This window comes from Cobetia sp. AM6 (assembly GCF_009617955.1).
Taxonomy (GTDB): Bacteria; Pseudomonadota; Gammaproteobacteria; order Pseudomonadales; family Halomonadaceae; genus Cobetia; species Cobetia amphilecti.
On record NZ_AP021868.1, the window covers coordinates 2558495 to 2582451 of the forward strand.

Annotated in this window: 12 protein-coding genes and 1 pseudogene; 11 read left to right on the top strand and 2 right to left on the bottom strand. The window is 61.4% G+C overall.

Annotated elements, in window-relative coordinates; all coding sequences use genetic code 11:
* Positions 1 to 231 precede the first annotated feature (231 nt).
* The 11 genes and pseudogenes from CLAM6_RS10855 to CLAM6_RS10905 all read left to right on the top strand — a co-directional run bounded on the left by CLAM6_RS10855 (position 232) and on the right by CLAM6_RS10905 (position 21432).
* Positions 232 to 2646, top strand: coding sequence for a capsular polysaccharide biosynthesis protein (locus CLAM6_RS10855; protein ID WP_242007651.1), 2415 nt, complete (start codon positions 232 to 234; stop codon positions 2644 to 2646).
* 117 nt (positions 2647 to 2763) lie between these two features.
* Positions 2764 to 4143 (top strand): capsule biosynthesis protein, encoded by a 1380-nt coding sequence (locus CLAM6_RS10860; protein WP_242007652.1) that lies wholly within the window; start codon positions 2764 to 2766, stop codon positions 4141 to 4143.
* Between the two features lie 132 nt (positions 4144 to 4275).
* On the top strand, positions 4276 to 5175 hold the full coding sequence (locus CLAM6_RS10865) for an SDR family NAD(P)-dependent oxidoreductase (protein WP_242007653.1): 900 nt from the start codon (positions 4276 to 4278) through the stop codon (positions 5173 to 5175).
* 424 nt (positions 5176 to 5599) lie between these two features.
* Positions 5600 to 7321 carry an LTA synthase family protein gene (locus tag CLAM6_RS10870; RefSeq protein WP_172978688.1) on the top strand — a complete coding sequence of 574 codons (1722 nt, stop codon included), beginning with the start codon at positions 5600 to 5602 and terminating at the stop codon, positions 7319 to 7321.
* Positions 7318 to 15546, top strand: a complete 8229-nt coding sequence (locus tag CLAM6_RS17980) for a type I polyketide synthase (protein ID WP_153636083.1) — start codon at positions 7318 to 7320, stop codon at positions 15544 to 15546. The genes CLAM6_RS10870 and CLAM6_RS17980 overlap by 4 nt, the downstream gene beginning before the upstream one ends.
* 312 nt (positions 15547 to 15858) lie before the next feature.
* Entirely contained in the window at positions 15859 to 17193 is a 1335-nt protein-coding gene (locus tag CLAM6_RS10880) for an aminotransferase class I/II-fold pyridoxal phosphate-dependent enzyme (RefSeq protein ID WP_153636908.1), read from the top strand.
* A gap of 420 nt (positions 17194 to 17613) precedes the next feature.
* The gene (locus tag CLAM6_RS10885) at positions 17614 to 18201 is read left to right on the top strand and encodes a hypothetical protein (RefSeq protein ID WP_153636084.1); all 588 of its coding nucleotides are present in this window, start codon (positions 17614 to 17616) and stop codon (positions 18199 to 18201) included.
* 89 nt (positions 18202 to 18290) lie between these two features.
* Positions 18291 to 19432 (top strand): annotated as a pseudogene (locus CLAM6_RS10890) (IS3 family transposase).
* Between the two features lie 349 nt (positions 19433 to 19781).
* Entirely contained in the window at positions 19782 to 20558 is a 777-nt protein-coding gene (locus tag CLAM6_RS10895) for a hypothetical protein (RefSeq protein WP_153636085.1), read from the top strand.
* Between the two features lie 62 nt (positions 20559 to 20620).
* Positions 20621 to 20926: a ParE family toxin-like protein gene (locus tag CLAM6_RS10900; RefSeq protein WP_054557319.1), complete on the top strand. Its 306-nt coding sequence runs from the start codon at positions 20621 to 20623 to the stop codon at positions 20924 to 20926.
* Between the two features lie 2 nt (positions 20927 to 20928).
* Positions 20929 to 21432, top strand: coding sequence for a glycine-rich domain-containing protein (locus CLAM6_RS10905; protein ID WP_153636086.1), 504 nt, complete (start codon positions 20929 to 20931; stop codon positions 21430 to 21432).
* 326 nt (positions 21433 to 21758) lie between these two features.
* Here the strand turns inward: CLAM6_RS10905 and CLAM6_RS10910 are convergent, their stop codons facing one another.
* Together CLAM6_RS10910 and CLAM6_RS10915 are read right to left on the bottom strand one after the other, a co-directional pair.
* Complete coding sequence (locus CLAM6_RS10910) at positions 21759 to 22409, bottom strand: DsbA family oxidoreductase (protein WP_153636087.1); 651 nt, start codon at positions 22407 to 22409, stop codon at positions 21759 to 21761.
* Positions 22410 to 22520: 111 nt separating this feature from the next.
* Positions 22521 to 23828, bottom strand: coding sequence for an O-antigen ligase family protein (locus CLAM6_RS10915; RefSeq protein ID WP_153636088.1), 1308 nt, complete (start codon positions 23826 to 23828; stop codon positions 22521 to 22523).
* Positions 23829 to 23957: the final 129 nt, after the last annotated feature.

Below are 23957 nucleotides of genomic sequence, written 5' to 3' on the forward strand. Positions count from 1 at the left end.
CTATTACTGCTGAAGCGTGCAGTGAAAAAGCTGACAAACAAAATAAAACACAGGTTAATCATTTGCCTGCTACCAATATCGCGAGCAAAGACTTGATTGAATTCGTTCGTCACTTTGCGTACTTTCCCTATTTGCGGACTCTGAGTCAACGGTCTCACACGACAGTCTCACCAGGCGTGCTGAGCATCACTAGTAAGCAGTCACTTTTCTTATCTGAAACGGACACCCTGCATGCTGAAGGCGGCAATGAACCAAGGATGGGGGCTTATCATGCGTGCTCTGCCCTGCGCCTCTCACGCTCAGCACGGATCAGAAGATGTCACGCATGACGCGACCTCTGGGGCATCGCTCTGTTTTTCTTCAGGTATTTATCGCCAACCACTTCTTGCCTGCTTCATTCCCGAGTTGCTGCCACTGACCAGAGGGCGTACACCCCTTTCGTGTCAGAACAATGACAACTCGCTCATCTTCAAGAATTTATCTTTCGCTGCCAGGCGACGCGCCCCGACAGGTGCACTGAGCAAAAAAAATGTAGGAAAAGAACAACATTCAGCAGCGAGCGAGACTGATACTTTGTCAGAACTCGGGGCATCGAAAGGGATAAATACTGCGCCAGAATTCGTGGGCCAGGAATCCTCGACAAACATCATGCGTGTCGTCGGTTGGGGACATAAACCCACGGCGAAACGTGCGCGCCAATATGCGCTTGAACATGGATTGCCCTACGTCGCATTGGAGGATGGTTTTCTGCGCTCCCTGACCCTGGCAAGCGCCGGTTACCCTGGCATGGCGATGGTGGTCGATCATCAGGGCATCTATTACGATGCGCGCCAACCGAGCGATCTCGAGCAACTGATCAAGGAAGCGCGGACACGTCAGGGAGAGGCGTTGCTGGCCCGGGCGCGCGCGGCCATCGAAAGCCTGCGCATGCATCGCTTGAGCAAGTACAACCATGCACCGGAGCGCAAGCTCCCTACCCGCCAGCCCGGCGTGCAGCGACTTCTGGTCGTGGACCAGACCGCCGAGGATGCGTCTGTCATTGGTGGCATGGCCAGCCCAGCGACTTTTCTGGCCATGCTGAGGGAGGCCTGTGCCATCGAGGGAGCCGAGGTGTGGGTCAAGGTGCATCCGGATGTAATCGCCGGCAAGAAGCGCGGCTACCTGCTGGAGGAGGCGCGCAAGCTTGACTGCAGGCTGCTGAGCGACGACATCAACCCCTGGAGCCTGTTCGAACAGGTCGATGGTGTCCATGTCGTGACCAGCCAGCTTGGATTCGAGGCCCTGATGGCAGGCCTGCCGGTGACCTGTCACGGCATGCCATTCTATGCCGGCTGGGGCCTGACGGATGATCGGCAGCAATGTCCGCGCCGAGGCCAGTCACGCACGCTTGAGCAGGTGTTTGCCGCGACCTATCTCGAATACAGCCGCTATGCCAATCCCTATACCCACCAAGCCGCGACGCTCGAAGATATCATTCAGCTGCTCGCAGACCAGAAGCGAATGGCTACCAAGCTGGCAGGTCACTGGATAGCGCCGGGGTACTCGCGCTGGAAGCGTAATTTCCTGCCCGGCTTCCTGGGGCCGTTGGCGCACTGCGACTTCGTCAAAAGCGATGCCATCGCGCTGCGAAAGCTGCAAAAGAAAGCGAGTGTCACGATCGCTCATGATCCGCAAGCGACGTCACAGCGCGAACAAAAATCCCCGCCCCCTACCCGCGTGCTGAGCTGGGCGAGCCGAACAACAGCAGAGCTGGAATCCTCCGTCATTGCACAAGGAGGCGCTCTGTGGCGAATCGAGGACGGTTTCTTGCGCTCAGTCGGCCTGGGCGTGGATCTCACGCGGCCACTTTCGTTGATCCTCGACCCGCTCGGCATGCATTTTGACGCCAGTCGCTCAAGCGCGCTGGAGCAGTGGTTGATGCATCATGATTTCACCGATGCCGAGTTAGGCCGCGCACGCCAATTACGCGAGCGACTGATCACGTTGGGACTGAGCAAGTACAATTCAGAAGGTGATGAATTGCCTAACCTTCGCGCGATGGCCAAGGGCCGTGAGGTGATATTGGTCGTCGGTCAGGTGGAATCAGATGCCTCGATACGCCATGCCTGCCCCGGCATTCGTACCAACCAGGCTTTGCTTGAGGCGGCGCGGGAATTGCATCCTGAAGCTTACGTGATCTATAAACCGCATCCCGACGTTATCACAGGGGGGCGGAGTGGCGAGGTGACGACTGCAGACGAAGCTTACGATCTTGAATTGACCACCGGCAATATCAGTCGATTATTTGAGCAGGTGGATCATGTACACACGCTTTGCTCGCTCGCGGGCTTCGAAGCCCTGATACGCGGTGTGCCCGTCACGACCCATGGCCTACCCTTCTATGCTGGCTGGGGGTTGACTCATGATCTCGTTGAGTGCCCAAGGAGAACTCGGCACTTGAGTGTGGATGCCCTGGTGGCCGGCGCTCTGATCGAGTACCCCGTGTATGTGGCCCCTGAGCACGGTCACTTATGCAATGCCGAGACAGTCGTCACGATCCTGGAACAACAACGTGACAAGCTTCGCAGGGGTACCTTGAAGCCTGCATTACCTTGGAAAACGCGTCTTTATCGAGTGTATCGCGCCTTATTCATCGGGAAGCATTGAATCATGCTACATGGACGTCTGGCATTGCCTCACACCACTTCAGCTTCCGCCCTCATGCCCGCGGACGCTCGCGCGCAAGCGAGCCTTGGGGAACAAGGCATCTCACCGGCAACTTCCGTGGCTAGCGCGATCGAAAAGCTGCGCCAGCTCAAGATGTCGGATGATGCCATCCTGACACGCCCGCCAGTTCAGCCCGACGTCTCGCGTGATGCTGAATTGCACACTACGGGACAGCCCCCCTCTGCTCACATCCGGCCGGGAGGCGGCCGTCGGCGCGTCTTCATGTTGCTCCAGGGGGTGTGTTCGCCCTTCTTCCTGCATCTGGCAAAAAAGCTCAAGCAGGATGGTCATGAGGTCATCAAGGTCAACTTCAACAGCGGCGACAGCTTCTACTGGCGCCATGACAAGGCATATGCCTATCGCGGCAAGCTTGAGGACCTCGGTGACTGGATCGCCGAACTCTGGCGCAAGCATCACGTCACCGATCAGGTATTATTCGGCGACCGACGCCCGGTACACCGTGATGCCGTGCTCAAGGCGGAATATCTCGGCATTCGTACCCACGTGTTCGAGGAGGGCTACTTCCGCCCCTACTGGGTGACACTGGAGCGCGAAGGCGTCAATGGCCACTCTCTGCTGCCACGCGACCCTGACTGGTTCCGTGAGGCAGGCAAACACCTCGAAGATGCCCCCACGCCGCAGCGTTTCAAGGCACCTTTCAGTGAGCGTGCGCGTCATGACATCACCTACCACCTGGCGGGCGCAGCCAATCCGCTGCTGTTCCCGCGCTACCGCCCGCACAGCATTCACGCCGTGCAGGAATACGCGGGCTATGCGACACGACTGCCCTTGATGCGCTGGTACAAACGGCGTGATGCCAAGCGTATCGAGCAGCTGATGGGCAGTGGCGCGCCCTACTACATGCTACCGCTGCAGCTGAATACCGATGCCCAGATACGTCATCACTCGCGTTTCGCCAATATGCAGGAAGTCATCCAGCGGGTGATGAAGAGCTTTGCCCTGAATGCGCCACGCGGTGCGCGCCTGGTGATCAAGAACCACCCTCTCGACATGGGGCTGGTGGATTACCCGGGGCTGATTCGCTCATTGGAGCGCCGCTACGACCTGATCGGGCGTATCGTCTATCTGGAGAGCGGCAATCTGGAGAAGCTGCTGCAGCAGGCCAGGGGCATGATCACGGTCAACAGCACGACCGGTAACGTAGCGTTGCAGTATCGCTGTCCGACCTTCTGCATGGGTGACCCGATCTTCAATCTGCCGGGCCTGACCTTCCAGGGCTCGCTACATGATTTCTGGACCCAGGGCCAACGCCCTGACCCGACGCTCTTCCGACATTTCCGCAATACGGTGATTCATACCGTGCAGCTCAATGGCGGTTTCTACTGCAAGCCGGGCATGCAACTGGCCGTGGTGGGCGCGTCCAAGATACTGTGCGCCGAACGCTCGCCGCTGGAAAACATGTTGAGCCGCTGCTGAAAATGCAAAAAGACTGCTGGACCACGCAACACTGGTGAGACACGCCAATGAAGGCAGCCTCTCTCACCCGACCATAACGAGAAACGCAAGGGAACTGCCGACCTTCGGTGTCGGGATTCAAGGAGACCAAAGATGACGGCCATGCCCCCCCAGCAGCCAGAGCCCACCGACGCTGAGCGCACCGCTGACACTCATCGAGCGGATCATCAACCAGCAGAGCATCGACCTGCAGAGAGCGACTCCAGTGCGCAAGCCGCGCAGGATGCCAGCCGTCTGCGGCGCGTCCTCATCACCGGTGCCACGGGCGAGATCGGCGGTGCTCTGGCACGCGCCTATGCCGAGACAGGCACCACGCTGATCCTCACTGGCCGCAAACAGCGCAGACTCGATGCGATCGCAAGCGACTGCCGCAAGCTGGGCGCCGAGGTGGAATGCACGGTACTCAACCTGTGTGATGAAGAGACCTTGTTCACTTGGTTGGATGAAGTCTGCGCGCGCGGCGTGCCGGACATCGCCATCGCCAATGCCGGCATGAATACCGATATCGGCCCCCAGGGCAACGGAGAGCGTTGGGAGGATTCACGCCGCCTGCTGCAGACCAACGTGATCGGCACGCTGGGGATGGCCCATCAACTGGCCATGGCGATGAAGCAGCGCGGCAGTGGCCAGCTGGTGTTGCTCAGCTCACTGGCGGCCTGGCATGGCCTGGCATTGACGCCCAGCTACAGCGGCAGCAAGGCGGCGGTCAAGGCGTATGGCGAAGGCCTGCGCAGCTGGCTCAAACCCCACGGCGTGGGGGTCACCGTCGTCATGCCCGGCTATGTCACCTCACCGATGTGTGAGGCCATGCCCGGGCCCAAGCCCTTCGAGATGCCCCCCGAGAAAGCCGCACGCCGCATCCTCAAGGGCGCAGCGCGTAACCGGGCCCGTATCAGCTTCCCCTTCCCGCTCAACTTCGGGTGCTGGTGGTTGAGTGTCCTGCCCGCCGGAATCTCCCAACGCCTGCTCGGGTGGTTCAATTACACTCATTGATCGGGGCATCCACCTACGCGCCACGGAGCGGGCTTGCGTCTTCATATGCCATGAACCTGAGCGGTGGATCCGAGTCATGAGCCGGCCGGCCATGAACAGCGGGCAATGGCTCAGCGTTTTTCCATTGTCATGACAATGAGTTAGCGTAATACCCCAGAACTTGCCACTGGGGTATACCCTCCAGGGTCAAAGGGGAAGACGGTGGCGGCAACACCTTGGCAACAGTTGGACAAGCTGGATCGATCAGGATCTGGACACCAGAGCGCCTGAAATTACTGCGGCGAGGGGCCGGATTACCACTCCCCTCGTCGCCATGGATCTTGATCAGGGTCGAGTACTCGACCGGACACTACACAGCCTCTGCGACGGCAGAGGCTAACGAGGTCGGCATTACATGGAGTTTGTCATTGCGTTTGTGTCTTTCATGGCCGGGCCACTGCTGGTCGGTCTCGGGTTGACGCTGGGGCTCGAGCATCTGCTGTTGAAACAGATGACGACACCGCCAGCCGCATTCTGGCGTCGCCCCGTCAGTGCCCGGCTGGCACATGTCGGGTACTGGTGCGCCAGCTGGTCACTGTGCACCTTGATCACCCAGCGGCCATGGTTCTCGCTGATCGTCGTCAATGCGCTCTGGCTGGTAGTGCTGCAGGTCAGCCACACCAAGTACGTGTCGTTGCGCGAACCCTTCCTCAGCCAGGACTTCGAGTACTTTACCGACGCCATCAAGCATCCGCGCCTGTATATCCCCTTCTTCGGCATCGGGCTGACCATCGCCGCGACCACGGCAGGGGCGCTGGCGATCGGTCTGGGGCTCTGGCTCGAACCCGCGCTGGGCTTCTCCGCCGCCTACTCAGGCAATGCCGCTTTGTGGCTGGTGCCGTTGATCAGCGTACTGATCGGTGCGAGCCTCCTGGTCTACGCCCTGGGCAACCGTCTGGCCAGCAAGGTAATGCTGGTGCCCGAGTTCGACCTCAGCGAACTGGGCATGGTGGCCTACCTGCTGGCCTATGCGCGGCTGGCGCGACGTCCTCTCACTCCGCAGCACAATCCCCTGGATGAGGGAGAGCGCGATCTCGCCGATACTCTGCGCGAGCTGGATGACGAGAATGCCACCCAAGCGCTCCCCCATGTCGTCAGCGTGCAGAGCGAATCCTTCTTCGATGCCCGCCGCGTCTACCCCCGAGTACGTGACGACCTGCTGCCGAACCTGGACCGCTGCTACTTCACCGCCTTGGCCCAAGGGCTGCCGTGCGGTCGTCTGGCCGTGCCGGCGTGGGGCGCCAATACCGTGCGCACCGAAACCGCCTTTCTGACGGGGCTGACCGCCGAGGAGCTCGGCGTGCACCAGTTCAACCCCTACCACCAGCTGGCGCGTCGCGCCGTGCCCAATCTGGCCGCCAGCTACAAGGCAAGGGGCTATCGCACGCTATGTATCCACCCCTATCCCGGCAGCTTCTATCTGCGCAATCAGGTGCTGAAACAGCTCGGCTTCGATGAATTCCTCGACATCGCCCACTTCAGCGATGCCGACAAGAGCGGCCAGTACATCAGTGATGCCGCCGTGGCGGCCAAGGTCGAAGACTGCCTGCTGGAAGCCGGCGACACGCCGTTGTTCATCCAGGTAATTACCATGGAGAATCACGGCCCACTGCACCTGGAAGCCTTCGACTGCACACGTCTACCGGAGTGGTATGACGGAGACCTGCCGGAGAACTGTCAGGAACTGGGCATCTATCTACGTCATCTGGTAAATGCCGATGCGATGATCGAACAGCTCACCACCGCGCTGGCACGACTGCCACGCGGCGGGCTGCTGTGTTTCTATGGAGACCATGTGCCGATCATGCCCGAGGTCTATACGACCCTGGGCGAGCCCAATGGCGTGACCGACAGCTTCATCTGGTCCAGCGCCCTGCCGGAGTCCGATGACACCGCCCGCCAGACCATGGCGGCCGTGCGCGACAAGAACCCGGAGCTGATGGAGTGGGCCCTCGATTGTGAAGGGCCCTTCAAGACTGACGAGCAATGCCGCAAGGGCGACCCGCGCGTCATCAATATCGATACATTAGGAAGTGCGCTGCTGAAGGCGACCGCGAAACATGCTCGCCACAGTGCCGTGACTCAGAAGTTCAGGAGCTTGTCATGACCCGACGCGTTGCCATCATCGGCGCAGCCAGCCGTTTCCCCGGCACCACTCAGGCCACTCTGTGGGACGACCTCCTGGCCGGCAAGGACATGGTGACCGAAGTCGCCGACGACCGCTGGAGCAAGGAGTCTCTCTCGCACCCGGACAAGAAAGCCCCGGGCATGAGCTACAGCTTCGCCGCAGGCTCACTGGGCGACATCACGGGCTTCGACCCGGCCTTCTTCGGCATCAGCCCGCGCGAAGCCGCCAGCATGGACCCCCAGCAGCGCATGCTGCTGGAGATGAGCTGGGAAGCCATCGAGCACGCCGGTATCCCGGCCGAGAAGATGCGCGGCTCACGCTGTGGCGTCTTCATGGGCATCGCGAGCCTGGACTACTCCTATCGCATGGCAGATGACCTGAGCGCCATCGGCCCGAATACCGCGACCGGCAATACCTCCAGCGTAGCCTCCAACCGCCTGTCGTATGCCTTCGATCTGCACGGCCCGAGCCTGTCGCTGGATACCGCCTGCTCCTCCTCGCTGGTCGCCTTCCACCAAGCTTGCCAGTCGATCAGAAGCGGCGAGACCGACATGGCACTGACCGGCGGCATCAGCCTGCACCTGCATCCGTACGGCTTCCTGATCTTCTCCAAGGCCACGATGCTGTCGAAGACCGGCCGCTGTCAGGTATTCGATGAAGCCGGCGACGGCTACGCGCGCTCCGAAGGCGGCGGCGTCTTCCTGCTCAAGGATTTCGACCAGGCCATCGCCGATGGCGACCGCATCCTCGCCGTGGTGGCCTCTTCGGTGGTCAATACCGATGGCTACAAGTCCGGCCTGACCGTGCCCAACCCGGCGGCGCAGATTCAGCTGATGGAGCAGGCCTGCGAGCAGGCCGGCATCACTCCGGACGAGATCGACTATCTTGAGGCCCACGGCACCGGCACCGCGGTCGGTGACCCGCTGGAAACCCGCGCCATCGGTGCTGCCATCGGCCAGAAGCGCACCAGTCCGCTGCCGATCGGCTCGATCAAGAGCAACATGGGTCACCTGGAAACCGCCTCTGGCGTGGCCGGTCTGGCCAAGGCATTGGGGGTAATCGCGCACCGTGAAGTGCCGGCGACGATCAAGATCCAGCGTCTGAATCCGAAGATTCGTACCGACGAGTGGAATCTGGATATCGTCACCCAGCCGCGCAAGCTCAAGGCGGAAGGTCGCCTGGTCGTCGGCGTCAACTCCTTCGGCTTCGGTGGCGCCAATGCCCACGTGCTGCTAGAAAGCGCCCCCGAACAATCGGTAGCGCAACCGAACACTGAAGGTGAACAGACGCCGCCGCTGCGCCTGAGCGCCCGTTCCCCACAGGCGCTCAAGCAATCCGCACTGGAACTGGCAGAGCACCTGCGTGAGCTCGCCGCCCACGACATGGCGCCCAGCCTCTACGATCTCGCCTGGCAGCTGGCTGCCCGCCGCGAGCACCATGTGCATGGTGCCCTGCTCAACGCAGATAACTTCACCACCCTGCTTGAGGACCTCGACACCCTCGGCAGCGAAGGGGATCTCGGCGACCATCCGCGCATCACTCTGGCGGACCGTCTGCCGGCATTACCGAGCGTCAGCGACAATGGTGCTTCACCGCGTGCCACGACGAATGCCCCGGCTCCCGCACAGGAGCGCGGCCCGGTGTTCGTGTATTCCGGCAATGGCTGCCAGTGGGCCGGCATGGGTCGTGCCCTGATGGAAGAATCCCCCAGCGTGCGCGCCTGCCTGGAGCGCCTCGATGCCGCCTTCCGTGACTTCAATGGCTTCGAGTTGCTCAAGGAGCTGGACGGCAGCCTGAGCGAGAAAGGTGAAAATCGTCTGGACGCCACCGAGATCGCCCAGCCGACGCTGTTCGCGCTGCAGGTCGCGGTCACCGAGTGGCTGATCGAGCGTGGTATCCGTCCTGCTGCCGTCACCGGTCACAGTGTCGGCGAAGTCGCTGCCGCCTGGGCGAGTGGCGCGCTGACGCTTGGGCAGGCCACCCGCGTCATCTTCCAGCGCAGCTACCACCAGGGGCGCACCCGTGGCACCGGCGCAATGATGGCCGTCGGCCTGGGCGAGTGCGAGATGCGCGAATGGCTGGAGCAGCCACAATGGGCCTCGCTGTCACTGGCCGGCATCAATGGCACGCGCGGCACCACCTTGGCCGGCGAGCGTGAGCTGCTGGAAGCGTTGAGCAAGGAGCTCTCCGCCCAGGGCACCTTCGCACGGGTACTGGGGCTTGACTACGCCTTCCACAGCCCGGCGATGGACCCGATCAAGTCCGGCCTGCTTGAATCCCTCGACGGCCTGACGCCCCGTGCCACCCATACCCCGTTCATCTCCACCGCCACCGGCAGCGTCATTGCCGGCGAGCAGTTGGATGCACGCTACTGGTGGGAAAACATCCGTCAGCCGGTCATGTTCGAGGCCGCCATCACCTCACTGGTCAACTGGCACGCCGATGCGGAAGAGAACACTGCCCTCGGCCGCCATCGCCTGCTGATCGAGATCGGCGCGCACCCGATCCTGCGCAGCTACCTGAACGACATCCTCAAGGCGCGCAGTGAAGAAGCGCCCGCCGGCCAGGTGCTCGCCAGTCTCGATCGCCGCCACGCCGGAGTAGATGCCCTGGTGCATCTGCGCGGTCGCGTGCTGCTCTCCGGCGCCGTCAACATCACCGGCCTGTTCCCGGTCGCCGGCCAGTTCGTCGAGCTGCCAAGCTACCCGTGGCAACGCATCCCATGCTGGATCCAGACCACCAGCGAAAGCCAGCGCCTGCTGGATCGTCATTACGTACATCCGCTGCTCGGCTATCGTCTCGCCCAGCAACGCCTGACCTGGGAAGCTCAGCTCGATACTCAGAAGGTCGCGTGGCTGGCCGATCACCAGGTCGGCGAGAGTGCCGTCTTCCCGGGAGCCGGCTATCTGGAGCAATGCCTGGCCGCCGCCCACGAATGGCAGGTCGCCAGCGCCGATCCGGACAGCCTGCCCGACGTGCTGGACCTGGAAGACTTCGAGATTCGCGCCCCGCTGCTGCTCGATGACAGCACACTGCGTCTGACACGCCTGTCACTGGACAGCGCCAATGGCGCCATGCGTCTGGAGAGTCGTGAGACACGCGCGGAAGATGCCGACAAGTGGAATCTGCACGCCGTGGCGCGCGCCTTCACCGCCACGCGTGGGCGCCTGCTGGAGCGAGCCGCCCCGGTCATGCCGACTCGCGCCGCCGATTTCGGTCGCGATGAGCACGTGGCCGCTGCCGCGCAACTCGGCCTGCATTACGGCCCGCATTTCCAAGCCGCCGAGCAGATCTGGGTCGACGCAGGCAACGAGCATCACGCACCGGGCACTGCGCGTCCGCAGGTGCTCGCGCGTTTCTCGCTGACCGAGGAAATGGCCAGCCAGGATGCCGACTTCCACCTGCACCCTGGCATGCTCGACAGCGCCTTCCAGCTGTTCATTCCGCTGCTGGGCGTGCTCAAGGGCCAGATGGCGGCAAGCAACGGCATGGCCTTCGTACCGGTACGCGTTGGACGCCTACAGGTACGTGAGCAGGTACCCGCCTCGCAGATCGTCACCGCACGTGTCGTGCTGCGCTCGCGTGGCCCGCATTCCCTGTGCGCCGACTTCGAGCTGTTCGATGCCGAAGGCCGCGCCGTGGCAGTCGCCGAAGAGGCCCGCTTCCGCGCCGTGCGTCTGGGACGTGATGGCACGGCGCATCTGGATTATCTGGATATCGAACTGACTGCCGCACCGCACCCGCTCACCCAAGCCTCCGCGCCGGCCTTGGATCTCGCAGGCCTGGTGAATGACGCCATGCAGGCCACAGAGGCTGCCGATGACGGTGAGGATGATGATGCGAATGTTGGTGAGAGTGTTGGTGAGAGCGACGCGGCCGACAGCGCACAGACGCTGCTGACCGACAGCCAGTGCTTCCGCGATGAGCTGGAGCCGCTGCTCGACAGCCTGATGCTCGCCAGCGTCCACGAGACCCTGATGCGTCACGCCGCGCCGGGCGACCCGGAGCTGGCCCACCTGGATCACGAGGCGCTGTCGCGCTGGCAGCGCCGTTGTCCGCTGTTCAGTCGTGCGCTGCTCGACTGGGCCGAGTCACAAGGCCTGACGGAAGCACTCGATAGCGGCGACTGGCAGATCAACTCGCTGGATCTCCCCGCCGCCAATGACATCTGGCAGCTGCTGGTACGTGACTACCCGGGCCAGTTCCCGCTGACGCATGCCGCCGGTCGCCTGCACCTGCATCTGAATGAATGGCTCAATCGCGGGATGCCGTTAGGTGACAGTACCACGCCGGATAGCAAGGACGATGAAGCGGTGGCAGACCTCGAGGCGCTACTCTCGGCGGATGCCAGTGCCGCACTGGAACATCTGCGCCAGCCGCTGATCCCGACGCTGCTCAAGACGGCGGTCGGCAATGCTGGCTGGCAGTGGTTGAGCACACAGCTCGATCAACGCATCAGCAGCGCGCTTGCCGCCCTGCCGGCCGGCCAGCGCCTCGCTGTGCTGGAATTGGGGGCCGGCGGCCCCTGGCTGGGCCAGCGTCTCGCGACACTGCGCGAGGCGGATGCACGCAACGGTCGTTACTCAGTGCTGGATTACCGCTTCGTGGCCACCAGTGCTGGCGCCCTCAGTGAAGCCAATCGCCTGCAGGATGACTTGCCGCTGATCGACGTGATCGCGGGCGAGGCCTTCCAGGATACCGCCACGACCCGCAAGACGCAGCTCGCCATCGTGCATCTGGACTTCGAGGCACCGTCACAGGCGCGCGAGCTGCTGACAGCGCTGATCGCCCACCTGGCACCCGGTGCGCAGCTGCTGCTGTGTGGCTGTGAACCGGCGGCCTGGGCCGGGCCGATTCTGGCCCTCGATGATGGTGAGCAACTGCGCAGTCATCCGGGCATCGCGCAATGGCAGCGTCTCCTGACCCAGCTGGGCCTCGACATCGGGTCGGCAGCGCCTGCCAACGATAATCAGGGGACTGAAACATCAGGCGCCTGGTGGCTGTCCGCGACGCTTGCCGCCCAGGCACCACTTGCGGCTCTTACGACAACCGCTGAAGGCCAGATGGCGGCAAGTGGATCAGTCGAGAGTGAGTCAGTGGCAAGCCAAACCGCAGAAAGCCAAGCTGTCACGCTCTCCATCGCGCTGCTGGATAGCCCGCAGGCACCGGCGGAACAGGCACTGCTGACGCGCTTGAGCGACTCACTGACCGCGCGTGGTCATCAGGTCAGCCATCAGCGCCTGTCAGCCAATTTGCCCGCGGACGTGTCCGCATTGATCGAGCAACTTGGCGACGTAGATCACCTGATCGCGCTGCCCAGTGCGGCGGCGACAGCTGAGCAGAATGATGCGGACAGCACCAACGCCTTCCAGTGCGCACGCCAACAGCTGCTGACACAGATCGCCCAAGCCTTTGACAGCGCCCAGGAGCAGGACGACAGCCGCCTCGCCCCGACCCTGTGGGTGCTGACTCATGACGTGGCGACGCTGTGGCAGACAGAGAATGCGCCCGCAGCGACGCCGCCAGCGGATGCGGCCAGCTGGGGCTTTGCACGCAGTCTGGCCAACGAGAGCCAGTCGCTGGCCATTCGCCTGCTGGATACGCCGACGCTGAAGCAAGACGCCATCAGCACGCCGGCCTTGTTGGACGCGCTGGTGCAGGAGCTCGAAGCGCCGGATCACGAACAGGAAGTGGTGCTGGATGCCACTGGCGCGCGCTTCGCGACACGCCTGCGTCAGGTGGCGGCGCCTCAGCAGGCCGCTGGTGGTGAGAGTGACCTCTCGCAGATCTCAGGCTCGCAGACCTCAGGCGCTCAGGCATCAGCCTCTAAAGCCCCAGGCGCTCAGCGCCACGGCGTCAGCCTCGGCTTCAGCCAGCCCGGCCAACTACGCAATCTGGAATGGCAGCCACGCATGCTGCCCACCGTGGCAGCCGGTGAAGTGGAAGTGCGTGTCGAGGCGACCGGCCTCAACTTCCGCGATGTCATGTACACCCTCGGCCTGTTGTCGGATGAGGCCATCGAACACGGCTTCTCCGGCCCGAGCCTGGGGCTCGAGTTCTCAGGCGTCGTCACTCAGGCTGGCGCCAATGCCGAATTCAAGGTCGGCGAGCGCGTGGTCGGCTTCGGCCCGGCCAGCTTCTCGGACCGTCTGGTGATCGCGGATACCGCGCTGGCTCATGTGCCCCACGGCGTCAGCCTGGAAGCCGCGGCGACCATCCCGACCACCTTCTTCACCGTCTACTACGCGCTCAAGCATCTGGCGCGGCTGGAAGAAGGCGAGAAGGTACTGATTCATGGCGCCGCCGGCGGCGTGGGCATCGCGGCATTGCAGATCGCCGAGTGGCTGGGCGCCGAGGTGTTCGCCACTGTCGGTTCGCCCGCCAAGCGTGACTTCCTCGCGCTGATGGGCATCGACAACGTCTATGACTCGCGCAGCCACGGCTTCGCGGAAGACATCCTGGCCGATCTCGCCGCCCGCCAGCAGCGCGATCCAAGCGTGGATGCCCGCGGTGTCGATGTGGTGCTCAACTCACTGGCCGGTGAAGCCATCGCCCAGAACCTGCGCGTACTCAAGCCGTTCGGGCGTTTCTGTGAGCTGGGCAAGCGCGACTTCTACGAGAACACCCCGATGGGGCTGCGTCCGTTCCGCAACAACTTGAGCTACTTCGGCATCGATTCCGATCAGCTGATGAAGGAATGCCCGGGCCTGACCACGCGCCTGTTCCGCGAGATGATGGCGCTCTTCGAGGATGGCACCCTGGCGCCGCTGCCCTACACCACCTTCGATGCCAGCCAGGTGGTGGAGGCGTTCCGCTACATGCAGCAGGCCCGCCAGATCGGCAAGGTCGTCGTCACTCAGCGCTCCCTCACTGCACCGCTGAGCGAGGCGCGGACTGTCTCGGAGGCTTCTACCCCGGCTGACCTGTCCGGCGAGCTGAGTCTCGACCCGGCGGGCAGCTATCTGGTCACCGGCGGTCTGGGCGGCTTTGGCCTGCGCAGCGCCGAGTGGCTGGCCGCGATGGGCGCGCGTGAGCTGATACTGCTCGGGCGCTCCGGTGCGGCCAGTGAAGAGGCCAAGGCCGGTGTCGCGCGTCTCGAGGCGCAGGGCGTGCGTGTGCATGCTCTGGCGTGTGACGTCGCCGATGAAGCCGCGCTATCAAAGGTGTTCGCACGCTTCGCCAAGTTCCATGAAGCCAGTAAGAATGATGCCAGTGAGGCGAAAGATGCTATCGCGCCGCTCAAGGGCATCATCCATGCCGCCGCGGTGATCGACGATGCGCTGATCCGCCATCTGGACGCCGAGCGCATCCAGCGCGTGATGACGCCGAAGCTGGAAGGCGCGCGCCTGCTGGATCGCCTGAGTGGTGAGCATGCGCTGGACTTCTTCGTGCTCTACTCCTCGGCCACCACGCTGTTCGGCAATCCCGGACAGAGCGTCTACGTGGCGGCCAACCACTGGCTGGAGGGGCTTGCCGCCAACCGTCGTGCGCGTGGCCTGCCCGCCACCTGCGCACGCTGGGGCGCGATCGAGGATGCCGGCTTCCTGGCGCGCAACGAGAAGACCCGTGAAGCGCTCAAGAATCGTCTGGGCGGCGATGCGCTGATGGCGGACCACGCGCTGGCCTGTCTCGGCGAGATGATCAGCGCGGATCAGAAGGCCCAGGCACTCGGCCTGCCGGGTCGCTCGCTGGGCGTGCTGGAACTGGACTGGGGCGCGCTGGCGCGCTTCCTGCCGACTGCCGCCACGCCGCGCTTCGAGGAAATCGCTCGCCGCGCCGGTGAGGATGACAACAGCCAGGCGCAGCAGGATGATATCGCCGCGGCACTGGCGGGCTTGAGCGGCGAAGCGTTGCAGACCGCCATCGTCGAGATTCTCAAGGGCGAGCTGAGCAAGATTCTGTTGATCGACGTAGATGCCATCGACGTCAACAAGAGCGTCTACGACATGGGCTTCGACTCGCTGATGGGAGTCGAGCTGATGACGGCGGTGGAGGCACGCCTGGGCATCAGCATCCCGGTGATGATGATCAGCGAAGCCGCCACCCTGTGGCGACTCGCGGAGCGCCTGATGCACAAGATGGGCAATGCCGACGGCGAGGAAGCCGAAAGCCGCTCGGAAGACCAGGCCATGGCGCAGTTGGTGAAGCAGCATGGCGGGGAGACGGCGACGGTGACAGAGCGGGGAGAGATGGTCAGCAAGTAGCCATCTTCCCCCGGCACCCAGCCCACGCCGTGATGCCGGATGGCAGGTGTGGGCTGGTGCCATGCGCCATCTTGGCGTAACGTCGACCCATTCGCGCGACGGTGACAGGCAAACGGAACTTGCCGGATCGGGCCCTGACAGCAGTCCCCCGCTCTCGCCAAGGCCCATGCCTCGTCAGCGCACACGATCAGCTTGAAGATACCCGACGGGCGGAGAGCCAAGGCTCTTGCGCCCGTTTTTGGGTCAGCATCACATGTGTAAGGAACTCGACTCTTGGCAACCCGCAATTCCCCCGGTTCATCCGCCAGTGACATGAAGCAGCAACTGCTCGACAAGGCGCGTGCGCGCCGCACTCGCCCGGCCAATACGCAGTCGAATGATGAGGATATCTTCGCCCACAAGAGCGCTGAACCGCTTCAGATCAGCGATGATTTCGTGCGTTTCGATCGCCAACCCGGCTATCAGCAACTCAGCATGATGCAGCAGGCCGGTGCCGCCTTTGGCGTGCCGGAGCCCTTCTTTCGCGTGCATGAAGGCTGTGCTGGCGCCACGACGCGTATCGAGGGGCGTGAGCTGGTCAACTTCGCCAGCTACAACTACCTCGACTACTCGCGCCATCCGGAAGTGGTCAAGGCCGCCGCTGACGCTGCCGCGCACTATGGCACCTCGGTGTCGGCCTCCCGCGCGGTCTCCGGCGAGCGCCCGATCCACCAGCAGCTGGAAGCCGCCGTCGCGCGCACATACGACGTCGAGGATGCGGTGGTCTTCGTCAGCGGCCACGCCACCAATGTCTCCACGCTGGGTTATCTGCTCGGCCCGAAGGACCTTATCCTGCATGACGAGTGGATCCACAACAGCTCGCTGGTCGGCGCCCAGCTGTCCGGCGCCCGCCGCATGCCCTTCGCGCACAACGACCCGGACGCGCTGGAGGCGTTGTTGCGTGCCCAGCGGGGCAAGTTCGAGCGCGTACTGATCGTCACCGAAGGCCTCTACAGCATGGACGGCGATGTGCCGGACCTACCGCGCCTGATTGCCCTCAAGCAGAAATACCGCTGCTGGCTGATGGTTGACGAAGCCCACTCATTCGGCGTGCTCGGCGAGCGCGGCCTCGGCCTGAGAGAGCATTTCGACATCGCTGCGCATGAAGTCGATATCTGGATGGGCACGATGAGCAAGACGCTGTCCGGCTGCGGCGGTTACATCGCCGGCTGCAAGGAGCTGGTCAGCATGCTGCGCTACTTCGCGCCGGGCTTCCTCTACTCGGTGGGCATGCCAGCACAGGTCGCCGCGCCATCGCTGAAGATTCTCGAACTGCTCCAGGGCGACGATGCCAGGCAGCGCATCGCGCGTTTGCACGCCGTCTCCGGCTACTTCCTAAAGCGCGCCCGCGCACTGAGGCTCGATGTCGGCGACAGCCTGGGCGTTGCCGTCGTACCGGTGATACTGGGCAGCTCTCTGGTGGCCGCTCGTCTCTCCAACCAACTGTTCGAGGCAGGCTTCAACGTCCAGCCCATCCTGCACCCCGCCGTGCCAGAGAAGAGCGCGCGGCTGCGCTTCTTCCTCTCCTGTGAGCATACCGAAGCCCAGGTAGACGCCGTCCTCGACACGCTCATGCAGCAACTGAGCAATATCAAGGCGGGGTTGTGACTCCCTAACTATTCGATGCCCCATAAACGACACAGCCCCGCTTTTCAGCGGGGCTGTGTCGTTTATACGCATGTAAACCTGCTGAGCCCGCTATATTCCTCAACTTTAATGCATTATCTAAATGTAAGACTGCTGAAGTAACACGAACTTGTTTCTCCTTCCATGGACTGGCCGATTCCGTTGCTCGCTCATACAAAGAACAATCTTGGAATGAATGCCACTATTGTCCAAGACAAACAAAAAATTCCGCACCGGATTACGACATACTGTATATTCAGGTCGAGATGATCGTTACAACTCCTGCCATGACTCCTCGACATTATCTATACAGGGCTTACAAATCAGCGTTGATATATGACTGTCTAGGACAACGGAGTGTACGACTCATCTCCATGAAGTATCAATACACGCAGCAATTACATGGATGTACGCAAGATGTCACAATCAACAAGTCTCTCCCTGACAGGGAAGATCGACAATGGGTTCTCACGATTTCTCTGTCAGGTATTGAATGCCATCAAGACTGGCATGCTCTGGCTGATCGGCCTGATGATCCTGGCTTTGCTACCCTTTGCCATCTTTGAATACGGTGAAGGCCTGGCAGATATTTCGCTACTCGAATGGGCGTTCATGGCACTGCTGGGCTTGCTTCTGTGGCGGCATGTCAATTACTGCCAGCATTTCTCGACGGGCTTCTGGAGAGGGGCCAGTCGCTTACTGATCTCTCTCGGAATTCTGGCAGTAGTGGAGCTCGTCGTAATTGGCCTGTGTGAAATATTCCTCTGGCAGTCAGAATACGAAGATCTCCCAAGGAATCATCTTCTGGATGATGATCCGCTCGTAAAATTGGCAACTTATGCCAGTCTGCTGGTGGCACTCTACCTATCAGCACCGACTGCAAACCGGCGCGCCACGACAACGGATGAGCCACAAGCGCAAGGGGACACACGCGCCACCGAGAAAGCAGAAGCTGACACGAGTGATACATTCAAGGAGCCCACACTGTGAAGTCCATATTCAACAAATACACATCTTGAAGTGGTCCAATTGGAGCGGACACCCCGATAAGCCTCATAATAGAGGCGATGGAGGTGTTCATGACCAAGAAGACTCGACGTCGGTATTCCGATGAATTCAAGGCCGATGCGGTGAGCCTGGTGAGCGATCAGGGATATACCGTATCCGAGGCAGCTCGGCGCCTGGGAGTTGACCGTAGCTTGTTGGACCGTTGGTGCCGCAAGCAACGTCAACAGACTTCAGGCGCCTCGAGCCAACACGCGGATGATCGCGACGACGAGATCAAGATGCTCCGCGAAGAGGTTCGTAAGCTTCAGATTGAAAAGGATATTTTAAAAAAGGCGGCGGCCTTCTTCGCCAAAGAATCGAGCTGAGATATCAGTTCATCGAATCGGAGAAGGCCGCCTATCCAGTGGCCTTGCTGTGTCGGGTCATGCAGGTCAGCCGGAGTGGTTTCTATGACTGGCGACGGCGTGGCCCAGATGATCATCGCCAGGCCCTTCACCGTGAGGTCAGAGAGATCCACCGCCGGAAGCGAGGCAGCTACGGCAGCCGCCGCATCGCCAAAGAGCTGCAACGTCGTGGCTACGAGGTTGGCCGTTACCAGGCCCGGAGTCTGATGCGGGAAGCCGGCGTAGAAGCAAAGCAGCGGCGCCGCTGGCGTCATACGACCGACAGTGAGCACAGCCTCCCGGTGGCGCCCAACCTGCTCAACCGTCAGTTTTTGGTGTCGGAACCGAACCGGGCCTGGGTGGCCGATATCACGGCGATCTGGACGTTGGAAGGGTGGCTCTACTTGGCGGCAGTGCTCGATCTCCACGACCGGCAACTTGTTGGTTGGGCGATGGCAGACCACATGCGCACACAGTTGGTTCTGGACGCCTTGGAGATGGCCGTAGGGCGCCGGCAACCCAAGAGCAGATTGATCCACCACAGCGACCGCGGCAGCCAGTACGCGTCACATGACTACCGATCCACGCTGGATCGGCACGGGTTCCAGACCTCCATGAGCCGCAAGGGAAACTGCTGGGACAATGCTGTTATGGAGCGGTTCTTCGGCTCACTGAAAAGCGAGTGGCTGGCTGACCAGCGATATGGAACCCGCCAAGCAGCACGGCGAGATGTGATCGAATATATCGAGATGGAGTACAACAGCTGCCGACTCCACTCGACCTTAGGCTACCGAACGCCGAGGGATATTGAACTGGCTGCTGCGGCTTAAAAATGTGTCCGCTCTCACTTGACCAGAACATCTTGCGCCTTACTAGTCACGCTGGCATTCACTGTGGCTCCAACCACTCAGGCCAGAGACCGCTCGGAGCGCTTGATCCAGAGTTGTCATGAACTGGTCGGAATCTATGCCAAGAGAGACGAGAAAAATCTACTGGCTGGCGTCACGACAAGCGTGTCAGAGGCCCTGCAGGCGGGTTACTGCATGGGCGTTCTGGATGAGTACCGTCGCCATGACAGGTGTTATTCCAGAGACTGGTTCACACAGGCACGAAAGATAGCGGACATGTCAGAAGATTACAGCAAGCGCATCTCGCTCAATGACTTGCTGGAGTTCTCTTGTGAGCGAAGCTGACGAGGGTAACTGGCGCGAAATATCTTCCGTGTACGAGGACTTGCTCTGCCGCAAGGTGGGGTTGAGCAAGCCTCTCAGTCGGCATGGCAAACTCTTGAACTCCATCAAGACGCTTGTCAGTGCACTGAGCCCCTCCCTCAAGCACAAGGATGATGTCTCTCGCAGGGTTGATCGAAACAAGACGCAACACCTGCGTCTGGATTACTCACCGATTGGTCATGGCTGTGATAGCCGGAACCGAGTACGTATCAACCCCGACGATGTCACCCTGCTCTGGAACGCCATCCTGCTACAGGGGATCTTCGGTGAGCCAAAGCTCGTCGTTCAGCTCCTTGAGCAGAAAGCCAAGCGCACCGAGCTGGTCGAGTGGGCACGCGAGCTGTTCTTCGAGCGACAATCCCTGGCAGGGCTGGGCCTGTTGCGCCAGGAATTGATCCACTTGCTGGAGCGTTTGCCAGATGCCGACCTGAAGACGGAGGAACTGCCCAATCCTTTCGCCGATGCACTACCGCAGATGGGACTGGGCCATCTACAGGGGAATGTTCTCAAGGGGCTAGCCGCTCAGACGGCGGCCCTCTCCCAGGGGGACAGCATGATGGCCGCCTACTTGAGTGGTGATCTCGAAAAGGCCTATCAACAAGCGCTCCCGATCGAGACAGACAACGAGGTCCTGGCGAAATATCGCAAGCTGATCATCCGACGATACGAGGATGCGACCTCCTTCGACGAACTGCTGGACACCTTCCGCAAAAAAGATGTCTGAAGCATGCGGGTTGTGGAATCCACAAATAAATACTGGTTTCGTCAACCAAGACGGAGCCAGTCATGCCAACCATCGATACCATCCTCGCCCGCTGTCCCCATGAGGTCAGCAGCTGTTACCAGTCCAAGGCCATCCAGATAGATCAAGCCATGGCCAACGGCACGCCCTACCGATCACTTGGCGGAAAACGCCTGCGCTGCCGCAAAGGCTATCTGCGCTTCAAGATCGGCCATGCCTGGCGCCTGCTCTATCAGCTGACCGCCAATGGCTATGAGCCCTGTGCCTTGATCAGTCGTCAGAGCTTCGATCGTGAGATGAAACGAAGGCGGGACATCAAGTTCTGCAATCACCCCTCACAGGAGTCTTGATCATGAATGCCATCGTTTCTCTGAACCAACCCCTCGTGGATCGCCACGGACTGGACATCAATGTCAGCCGTCTCGACTTTGCTCGTCTGAAGCACAAGTACACGGCCTCCAGTGAAGCCGAAATGACAGTCGAGTCCTGGGATAAAGCGGAGCGTGAGTATCGCCGCTTCCTGTCACTGAAGGCCTTCTATCCTGCTGTCTCACTCGTGCCCAGCAAGGAAGTCGATGCCTTATGGCATGCGCACATCCTGGACACGCGTGCTTACCGCGAAGACTGCCACCAGGTATTCGGTCGCTTCATTGACCACTATCCCTACTTCGGCATCTACGGTGAAGACGACTACCAGCAATTGAAGGATGCCTTTGCACAGACGGTCGCGCTGTATGAAAAGCACTTTGGCGCCTATCCGGGCGGCGGCACTGAATCACAGGCAATGCGTTGTCAGGATCATGCTTGTCACGTACCTACCTCATGCGCTTGTCGCGTCGAGGGAGCCTGCAAGTAAGCGTCGCCTACAAGCATCTGAAGTCGACCAATAAACCATCTTCAATGAGAGCTATCACAATGAAAAACACGACCAAGACTCAAGCCACTACCTCCAAATCCCCAGCACGCAAAACCCCGGCTCCGAAAGCGCCGAACCTGCCGAGCACGACCGGCAACCCATCCGGAGGCGGACGTGGCAACAATCCGCCCAAGCGTTCTTGATGGGGATGTCTGTGCTCTTCTGAGTGACTGACACACCCCACAACGAAAAACGCGGCCCTGCTTTTCAGCGGGGCCGCGTTTTTGTCACGACAGGGGTCAGTGGCGAAGCCAGGTATCAGTGGCTCAAGACTGCTCTGCCATTAGCTCACTCAGCACCTGTTCGAACACTTCCTTGGGCTGAGCACCGCTCAGGGCACTGCGGCGGTTGAAGACGAAGGTGGGCACGCTGGAGATCCCCATCTGCTTCCAGTGGTTCTCGTGCTGAACGACCTGCTCGCGTGCCTCGGCGTCATCGAGCTGCGCGAGCCCTTCCGTGGCATCCAGCCCGACCGCTGCCAGCGAGTCCGCCATCACGGCGCGGTCCGACATGTCCTTCTGCAGCGTGAAGAAGTCCGCGAAGAACTGCATCATCAGGTCATGCTGCATGCCCTGCTCGGCGGCGTACTCGAGCAGTACGTGCAGCTCGAAGGTATTGACCATGCGCATGTCGTCGAAGTAGTTGAAGACCAGCCCTTCCTCAGCCGCCAGGTTGGCGAGGTTCTGGCGCGCCTCGACACTGCCCTTGGGCGTGGTGCCGTACTTGCGCTCAGAGTGCGCGCGCAGGTTCTCGCCATGCGCCGGCATGTCCGGATTCAGCTCGAAGGGCTGCCATTCGATCTCGACCCTGTCTTCCAGGCCCAGTGACTGGATGGCGTTCTCGAGGCGCTTGTAACCAATGATGCACCACGGGCACACCACATCGGAGACGATGTCGATCTTGAGCTTGTCTTGCATATCCATTCTCCTGATCAGCGAGGCAACACGCCTCACCGCTCGTCAATATTAGTGAGCGACTGCTCAAATTTGCGCGTACTGTAGACCCGTCACCTTCGCAGGTCAAAATACTCAGCGTGTCTGTAGTGTCTCAAGGCCACGCTCATGGGCGCGCAGTGTGCCCCAGACGATCGCCAACCAGAAGGCGTAGACCATCACGCCGCTGGCCTGGGAAAACATCACCCAGGTTATCCCGAAGTCAAGGAAAGTCAGCGGCAGCAGTACCCCGGCGACAGCCAGTGAGCGCAATGTCAGGTCGTCACTGTCCAGGCAACGATAGAAGAGGCGCAGCGGCACCAGATAGAGGGCCAGCAACGCAAGCAGCCCCAACACTCCGCGCTTGACCCACGCATCGAGAAACTCGTTATGGGGGTGCGAATACTCCTGCACGTGGCGGCTCAGCTCACCCTGTTCGATCATCGCATCGCGCGCATCGGCATACCCCGTCTCACCCCTGCCCAGCCAAGGCTGCTCGGCAATCATCAGCAAGGCGCCCCGCCACATCTCGAGTCGCGCCCCCGCGGAAGTACCGGCATTGCGGTCCTCCACGTACTTCGTGACATCCGAGACACCAGCTTCGACACGTTGCTGGATACCGGTTGCCGGTGTCATCACCATCAAGGCGATCACACCAGCACACATGAAGACGCCCAGCCTGAGCACACGGCGTGAAATCACCTCACCATAACTGCGATACAGCACCCAGGCCGCGAAGGGAAAGCCGATCCAACCGCCGCGAGTCCCCGACATCAACGAGCCGATGATGCCGAACGCACCGCCAACCAGCAGCGCCAGCAACCAATAGCGCCGCCGAGCTCCCACCTGACTCATCGCCCAGCCAGGTCCCGCGAGACACATCAGCCCCATCAGCATGCAGATATCGCCGAAGTTGATGGTGTTGGTAAAGCCACCTGCGCGATGCAACCCCCACACCAGCTTCTGCCACATCGCCCAACTGCCGGTCAGCACACTGCCGAGGACCAAACCGCCCCACATGGCCCCGAGCGAGGGTGGGCACGACAACACCAGCAACAGCACCGGAACGGCCAGCAACAGGCGGATAGGCACGCCTGTCGTCTGCCACGCATCCCCCTGCAGCAAGATGCTCACCAGCAACAGGGCCGCGAGGCCTGCCACCACGCCGATCACCGACAGGTCTTCCTTGTGGACGGCCCCCAACAGCGCGCGCGGCTCTCGCAACAGACAATAGCCACTGATCAACACCAGCAATGCCGGCCCGATGCTATAGCCAGAAGGCATCACCAGGCTGAGCAAGCCGAACAGGAAGACACTGCAGGAAACGGCGCGCGAGATCATAGGGGAAAAATACCGAGCAACACCGGATGAATCCGAGCGCGCAGCAGAAGTGAATGACGGCATACCTGGCCTTCCTGATCCAATGATGACGATGTAATCGGTGATACGGGCAACTAAACCGAATACGGCAGAGCGCCATCGTGAGCTTGATAAGCGGGATAGCCTGACACAACTGCCCTTCACCTTGGCATC

What these genes read in the sequence shown, in the direction of transcription:
- CLAM6_RS10915 (WP_153636088.1), bottom strand. Translation starts at nt 23,828, where the DNA reads ATGCCGTCATTCACTTCTGCTGCGCGCTCGGATTCATCCGGTGTTGCT.
- CLAM6_RS10885 (WP_153636084.1), top strand. Translation starts at nt 17,614, where the DNA reads ATGGATGTACGCAAGATGTCACAATCAACAAGTCTCTCCCTGACAGGG.
- CLAM6_RS10880 (WP_153636908.1), top strand. Translation starts at nt 15,859, where the DNA reads ATGAAGCAGCAACTGCTCGACAAGGCGCGTGCGCGCCGCACTCGCCCG.
- CLAM6_RS10900 (WP_054557319.1), top strand. Translation starts at nt 20,621, where the DNA reads ATGCCAACCATCGATACCATCCTCGCCCGCTGTCCCCATGAGGTCAGC.
- CLAM6_RS10870 (WP_172978688.1), top strand. Translation starts at nt 5,600, where the DNA reads ATGGCCGGGCCACTGCTGGTCGGTCTCGGGTTGACGCTGGGGCTCGAG.
- CLAM6_RS10855 (WP_242007651.1), top strand. Translation starts at nt 232, where the DNA reads ATGCTGAAGGCGGCAATGAACCAAGGATGGGGGCTTATCATGCGTGCT.
- CLAM6_RS10905 (WP_153636086.1), top strand. Translation starts at nt 20,929, where the DNA reads ATGAATGCCATCGTTTCTCTGAACCAACCCCTCGTGGATCGCCACGGA.
- CLAM6_RS10865 (WP_242007653.1), top strand. Translation starts at nt 4,276, where the DNA reads ATGACGGCCATGCCCCCCCAGCAGCCAGAGCCCACCGACGCTGAGCGC.
- CLAM6_RS10910 (WP_153636087.1), bottom strand. Translation starts at nt 22,409, where the DNA reads ATGCAAGACAAGCTCAAGATCGACATCGTCTCCGATGTGGTGTGCCCG.
- CLAM6_RS17980 (WP_153636083.1), top strand. Translation starts at nt 7,318, where the DNA reads ATGACCCGACGCGTTGCCATCATCGGCGCAGCCAGCCGTTTCCCCGGC.